5 protein-coding genes are annotated in these 6,486 nt (G+C 48.2%); 1 reads left to right on the plus strand and 4 read right to left on the minus strand.

What is annotated here, in order from left to right; translation table 11 throughout:
• Positions 1–378 precede the first annotated feature (378 nt).
• Positions 379–1,413, plus strand: a complete 1,035-nt coding sequence (locus C5S62_RS03380; protein WP_104404058.1) for an endonuclease/exonuclease/phosphatase family protein — start codon at positions 379–381, stop codon at positions 1,411–1,413.
• 191 nt (positions 1,414–1,604) lie between these two features.
• Here the strand turns inward: C5S62_RS03380 and C5S62_RS03385 are convergent, their stop codons facing one another.
• The 4 genes from C5S62_RS03385 to rsfS all read right to left on the minus strand — a co-directional run bounded on the left by C5S62_RS03385 (position 1,605) and on the right by rsfS (position 6,234).
• The gene (locus tag C5S62_RS03385) at positions 1,605–2,837 is read right to left on the minus strand and encodes a hypothetical protein (protein ID WP_223301122.1); all 1,233 of its coding nucleotides are present in this window, start codon (positions 2,835–2,837) and stop codon (positions 1,605–1,607) included.
• 4 nt (positions 2,838–2,841) lie between these two features.
• Positions 2,842–3,699 (minus strand): phosphatidate cytidylyltransferase, encoded by an 858-nt coding sequence (locus C5S62_RS03390; RefSeq protein WP_104404055.1) that lies wholly within the window; start codon positions 3,697–3,699, stop codon positions 2,842–2,844.
• A gap of 2 nt (positions 3,700–3,701) precedes the next feature.
• Positions 3,702–5,804, minus strand: coding sequence for an ATP-dependent zinc metalloprotease FtsH (gene ftsH / locus C5S62_RS03395; protein WP_104404056.1), 2,103 nt, complete (start codon positions 5,802–5,804; stop codon positions 3,702–3,704).
• Between the two features lie 70 nt (positions 5,805–5,874).
• Complete coding sequence (gene rsfS / locus C5S62_RS03400; RefSeq protein WP_104404057.1) at positions 5,875–6,234, minus strand: ribosome silencing factor; 360 nt, start codon at positions 6,232–6,234, stop codon at positions 5,875–5,877.
• Positions 6,235–6,486: the final 252 nt, after the last annotated feature.

Here is a 6,486-nt window from a genome sequence, read left to right on the forward strand (position 1 = left end):
GAAAAAGCGGGACTTCCCATTGGAAAGCCCCGCTCCGCTGTTACAAAGATACGACATTTTTCGCCCAAAAGCAAATTGTGTTAAAATCACAAACAGAAGAAGGAAAAGGCCTCAACAATATTTTCCGGCGCGTAGATTGGCGGTTCCGGGCTTTCAATTGCAAAGGATTTAAGGGCTGTTGAAGTAATGCATCTGTTGTGCATTGTGCTCATAGAGGCTTCCGGTGAAGTGCGCAACCATACGAAAGAAAAAACAAATCATCCGAGTGCTTTGTTGCATTCATTTTCGTACCTTTGCGAACGACTAACACAAAATATCATGTTCTTAAAACTTTTTTATCTACAAACACTACCGTGGTTACCGGCTACGGTACGGAAAATGGCGGTCTTACTGCTGATTTTTTTACCTGCTCTTCAGTCTGCGGCCAAGAGGACGGACGAGTTTACCGTACTGCAATGGAACATCTGGCAGGAAGGAACAATGGTGAAAGGAGGCTACGATGCCATTGTCGACGAGATTGTAAGGCTGCAACCCGACTTTGTGACATTGAGTGAAGTGCGCAATTACAAGAACACCAACTTTACGTTGCGGCTCACAAATGATCTGCAGAAACGCGGCCTGCAATATTACAGTTTCTATAGTTATGACACGGGGCTTCTGAGCCGCTATCCCATCACTGACTCGCTTACGGTTTTCCCCTGTGAGGGCGACCATGGCAGCATATACCGTTTGCTCTGCGAGGCAAAGGGGCACCGGTTTGCCGTCTACACGGCTCATCTCGACTATCAGAACGACGCTTATTACGACGTGCGCGGATACAGTGGCGTGGACTGGACGGAAATTCCCATTCCCACAAGTGCTGAAGAAGTATTGCGCCGCAGCGACATTTCATTGCGCGATGACGCTATAGCTCTCTTCATCAAACAGGCGGAAAAGGATGAAAAGGCCGGCTACAATATCATATTGGGCGGTGACTTCAATGAACCTTCACATCTGGACTGGACGGCTGAAACGGCGAATCTTTATGACCACAACGGACTGGTAATTCCGTGGACGGTGACTACGATGCTTGAAAAAGCCGGCTTTTCGGACGCTTATCGCACGTACTATCCCAACATCGTGAAATATCCCGGTTTCACTTATCCTTCCGACAATCCTGATGTTGAAGTGAAACGGCTGACTTGGGCGCCCAAAGCTGACGAACGCGACCGCATTGATTATCTCTTCTTAAAGGGCAAGGGTATTAAAATAAAGGACTGCCGCATTTTTGGTCCGGAGAAAAGCATTGCCAAGAGCGTGCGGACGCCTAATCCCATGAAAGAGAATTTTATCACTCCGCTGGGTATATGGCCTACCGACCATAAAGGCGTCTGGATGAAAATAGTCCTGCCTAAGGCTTCGAAGAAAAAATAAGATACCGATATGGCGTATTAACCAGTCTGTATCGGAGTAACGGGAAAAATCCCTTTGTGCCTACGGAGTATTCATTCTTAGCTGAATATCCTGCGGCACAAAGGGATTTTCTTATGAGGAGGACTGTCTCCCGGACTGTTTTGGGTAATATGCCCGCTTCCGTTTGTTTCATCTTGCCGCTGCCTGAGCACTCAGCAACCTATAGGCTGAATTTTAGCACGCACGGCTTTTGATATTTCCACAAACATGAATCCTTGCTTATTGGCCCGTATGTCTTTTTCATACTTGCGATATTCGCGGTTGGCATATTCCTTGGATTTCTCGAAGGTCAGTTTTGACATTTCACTCTGAGTGCGTCCCCGCATGGTGGAATCAAGTCGTTCTTCGGGAAAGTAATCGTCCAAGTACACATCTCCAATCATTGTTGTCTCAAGGAAGGTCAGGTCCTTGTGTTCTTTGTCCCGATAATAGCCTACGAACATGTGACCGGGCATTTGCACGAGCACAGGGGTGATATTGACGGCACGCAACAGGGAGGCAAACAGCACACTGCCGTCCACACAATTTATCTGTGAAGTGCTGAAGGCATCATCGAAAGTACGCACACGCTGTGAATAGACTACGTTGCTCGACAAACTGGAGTTGGAAATGGAACTGTATTTGAAATTTCGCTTTTGCAGAACATGCCACAAAGCATAGACCTGTTTGTCTACCGAAGCCGGAGTTCCCGACTGATAGCCAAGGAAACGTCTCACGATACGCGTATTGAGGGCCTCGCGCAACACTTGGTCTATAAGCGGGTTTTCCTCGTTGACATAAGCAGCGAACAACAGACGCGTACTGACGAATTTGCGTTTGCCGTCAGGGTAGACGGCATTATATCCTAAAAGACATTCGTTCACACTACGCACGGAGTAGGTACGCATGCGCTGCCCCAATGCGACTCCGTTCATCTCAACTGTTGCCACTACGCTGACCGGTTCGGCTTGAACGTTGTGACGTAACGCTTCATAGTTCCATTGTATATCGGGGTAAACGGTGTACTCCGTACGGGCTTCCGGCAAAACAAATTCAGACACGGAGCGCGCATAAAAAGGAGTGCCCTCCAGCTCTATCCGCACAACACTGTTGGGTCTGCCGGATTTCAGGCGGACGGCGATGCACGATTTAGGATTGCCCACGTAAAGTGAGTCTACAGGCTTGATGACTTGCTCATCTGTGGTAGCCAAAGACAAGATGGCAGACGGAAAAATATTGCCGTCCAGCTGATCGGTAATCGTAAATTCAGGAGAAGCCGGCTGCCGGCAATAATATACAACAGTGATTACGGCAGCAAAAGCCAAAGCCGCGCCGGCGTAAAGGCGTATGCGATGGTTGATATTAGCGTTGAGCCACTGTTTTATATGTTCGGCAGGAAACTTCATATAATCAGAAAACGGTAATAGTGTAAAGATACAGCACAACTGCAGGAATGGCCAGTAACGATGAATCAAAACGGTCGAGCAGGCCGCCATGTCCGGGCAGCAGATGACCACTGTCTTTTATGCCCAACTGACGTTTGAACAAACTCTCCACAAGGTCGCCCCACGTACCGAACACACACACAACGATACCAAAACCGCACCATTGCAGCCAGTTTAAACGGCCGTATACGCGCCACAGCAATGTAGCCACAACCAGACATAACAAGCCGCCGCCGATACTGCCTACCCATGATTTGTTTGGCGAAATGCGCTCAAAAAGTTTGGCGGGGAAATATTTGTGGAGCAAACTGCCTACGCAATAAGCTCCTGTGTCGCTTGTCCAAAGAAAAAGAAATACCGACAGGGGCACAATGGCTACGTACTCCACACGGTCGGCATAAGCGTCATATTGGAAAGCCAGGACGTTAAGCAACGCGAAAGGTAATGCTATGTACATTTGCGAAGCGAAGGCGTACGCCCAATTCTTCAACGGATTTTTCTTCCGCAGATAAAGTTCGCTGACAGGCAGATAGATTAGCGTAATAAGGTAGGGAATAAATACGCGTGACTCCTGTACGCCCGTCACGTAACCGGAAAAATAATAATAAAAGGCTGCGAACAAATACATACCACCTACGGCATTTATAAGTCGGTTGACAGATGCGCCGGCGTAACTGTTGACGTTATTGGCAAACTCCCAAAGTGTCAGTCCTGTGATGAGTGCAAACAGTAAAGCGAACGCCACATGGTGCCATACGATGCAACTCACAAGGACAACGACAAAAAGAGCGCCCGTCATTGAACGTAAAATCAAATTCTTCATTATTATTGATTATCTTTATCAGTTAATCCTTCGGAACGAGAGGCAGTATCGGTTCCGGTTGTTGAGGATGCTGTTTCAGTATCTGCATTTTCTTCCACACAGACGGCAGTCGTTGCCACATCCCTCTCTGTATTTTTTATCTCTGCGGCTCTGGCCTCTGCCATACTTTCCGCTGCGGCTTTCTGCTCCTCTTCCAAAATTTCGTCGGCGCGACTTTTCCATGGGCGCTTGCCAAAGATATTTTCCACATCTTCTGTGAAAATCACTTCGCGGTCCAGAAGGATTTGCGCCAATTTACCATGTTTGACAGCATTGTCGGAAAGTAATTGTCTGGCACGGAGATACTGTTCATTTATAAGTTTTTTAACTTCTGCGTCAATCTTTTCAGCTGTCTTTTCTGAATAAGGTTTTGTGAAGTTATATTCCTGATTATTGTAGTAACAGAGATTGGAAAGTTCGTCACTCATACCCAAATAGGCTACCATGCCATAGGCGCGCTTGGTGACGCGTTCCAAATCGTTGAGTGCGCCACTCGATACATGGCCGGTGAAAAGTTCTTCGGCTGCCCGCCCGCCCAAGGTCGCGCATATTTCGTCGAGCATCTGCTCTTTGGTAGTGATGCTGCGCTCTTCGGGAAGATACCAGGCTGCTCCGAGAGCCTGTCCGCGCGGTACGATGGTCACCTTTACTAGAGGATTGGCATATTTCAATAGCCACGACACTGAGGCATGGCCCGCTTCATGAATGGCAATAGTACGTTTTTCAGCTTGAGTCATGACCTTGGATTTTTTTTCCAGTCCGCCGATGATACGGTCTACGGCATCTAGGAAATCCTGCTTGCCTACCGTGGCGCGGTTATGACGTGCGGCGATGAGCGCTGCCTCGTTGCAGACGTTGGCGATATCTGCTCCCGAAAAGCCCGGAGTCTGTCGTGCAAGGAAGTCCACATCGAGTCCGTCTTCAAGTTTCAGCGGTGCCAGATGTACATTGAATATGGCCACGCGCTCTGAGAGTTCCGGCAGGTCTACGTGAATTTGCCTGTCAAAGCGGCCGGCTCTCAAAAGTGCAGGATCGAGAATTTCCACACGGTTGGTGGCGGCCAGAATGATAACTCCCGAATTGGAGCCGAAGCCGTCCATTTCCGTCAGAAGCTGGTTAAGTGTGTTTTCCCGCTCGTCGTTTCCGCCGAAGGAGGGATTCTTTCCTCGCGAGCGCCCTACGGCATCGATTTCGTCAATAAAAATTATACAGGGAGCCTTTTCCTTGGCTTGCCTGAAGAGGTCGCGCACGCGGCTTGCACCGACGCCAACGAACATTTCTACGAAATCGCTGCCGGCCATTGAAAAGAAGGGCACCTCTGCCTCGCCGGCCACGGCTTTGGCCAACAGTGTCTTTCCGGTTCCCGGAGGGCCTACAAGCAAGGCTCCCTTGGGAATTTTTCCACCCAGATCGGTGTATTTCTTAGGATTTTTAAGAAAGTCCACGATCTCCTGCACTTCCTGTTTGGCGCCTTCCTGTCCGGCTACATCCTTGAAGGTTATGTGCGTACCGTTTTTCCCTTTTTCGAAGAGACGCGCCTTGCTTTTTCCCACTCCAAAAACACCGTTGGCTGCTCCTCCGCCACCACCGCTCATGCGCTTCATGAGATAGAACCACAGGCCTACAAGCAGAATGATGGGCAACAGGTTGCTCAAGAGAGTGAGAAAGAAGTTGCCTGAGGTTTCATAAGTTACAGGCACTCCGTGTTTGTCGAGCAACGCGCTCAGCGAGGCATCGGGCAAGGGAGGGCATTCTGTTGTGACGGTGGGCGCATTGCCTGTGCGGTCAAGGCCATGGCCAAAAATCTTACGGACGTTTTCACTCTCCGGCTTAAGCTTCATCACGGCCTTGTCATCAGTCTTGTTAATGACAACTTCCTTGGCATAGCCTTTTTCCAAATATTGACGGAACACAGTGAAGTTCACCTCTTTGTTGGCGCTTCCCGGATTATTCTGTCCCTGGAAGAACATGATTCCGAGCCCGACGATGATGACGATATAGAGCCAGTTCAGGTTGAAGCGCGGCATATTGGTCTTTTTATTCTGATTGTTCGTTAGCTGTGACATTATTTATTATGTATGCTATAAGTTTTAAAAACCTACGAAAGGATATTTGCGTACCAAAGTCCCCTTTTTTTCAGTCAAGATTAGGAATATGTTCTACACCGGCATCGTCCCAAAGATGCTCCAAATCATAGTGTTCGCGGGATTCTGATACAAATATATGTACCATCACCGTACCGTAGTCCATAGCCACCCAGACGCAATTGTCGCGGCCGGCAATGGCAGCCGGTTTGTCTCCGGCACGTTTGCGGGCAAACTCCTCCACACTGTCTGTAACCGCATCCACCTGTTGCGGCGAATTGCAGGTACAGATTACGAAATAGGCTCCGGGAGCCGTCTCTATTTTTGTCAGGTCAGTCACCACAATGTCGCGGCCTTTCTTTTCCTGAATACCTTCCACTATCGATTTAACGAGTTCTTGCGTTGTGTTCATGCTTACTTATATAAAATGTATATATTAAAGGATTTGCAAAGTTAAAATGAAATATCCGATTGCAACACGCTAACCAGTCAATAAAATCCCGTTTTTTTTGATTTTTAGGGAAAAGCCGTCCGATGATGTTCATTATAAGCAATAAAAGGACTCGCTAAGAGGCGTTATCTGTTTTCCTTGTGCTGTTTTAACATTTCTTGCTTTTGGTCTGAAAAAGTTGTATCTTTGTAACAGCGGAGCGGGGCTTTCCAT

This window comes from Prevotella sp. MGM2 (assembly GCF_002933955.1).
GTDB lineage: Bacteria > Bacteroidota > Bacteroidia > Bacteroidales > Bacteroidaceae > Alloprevotella.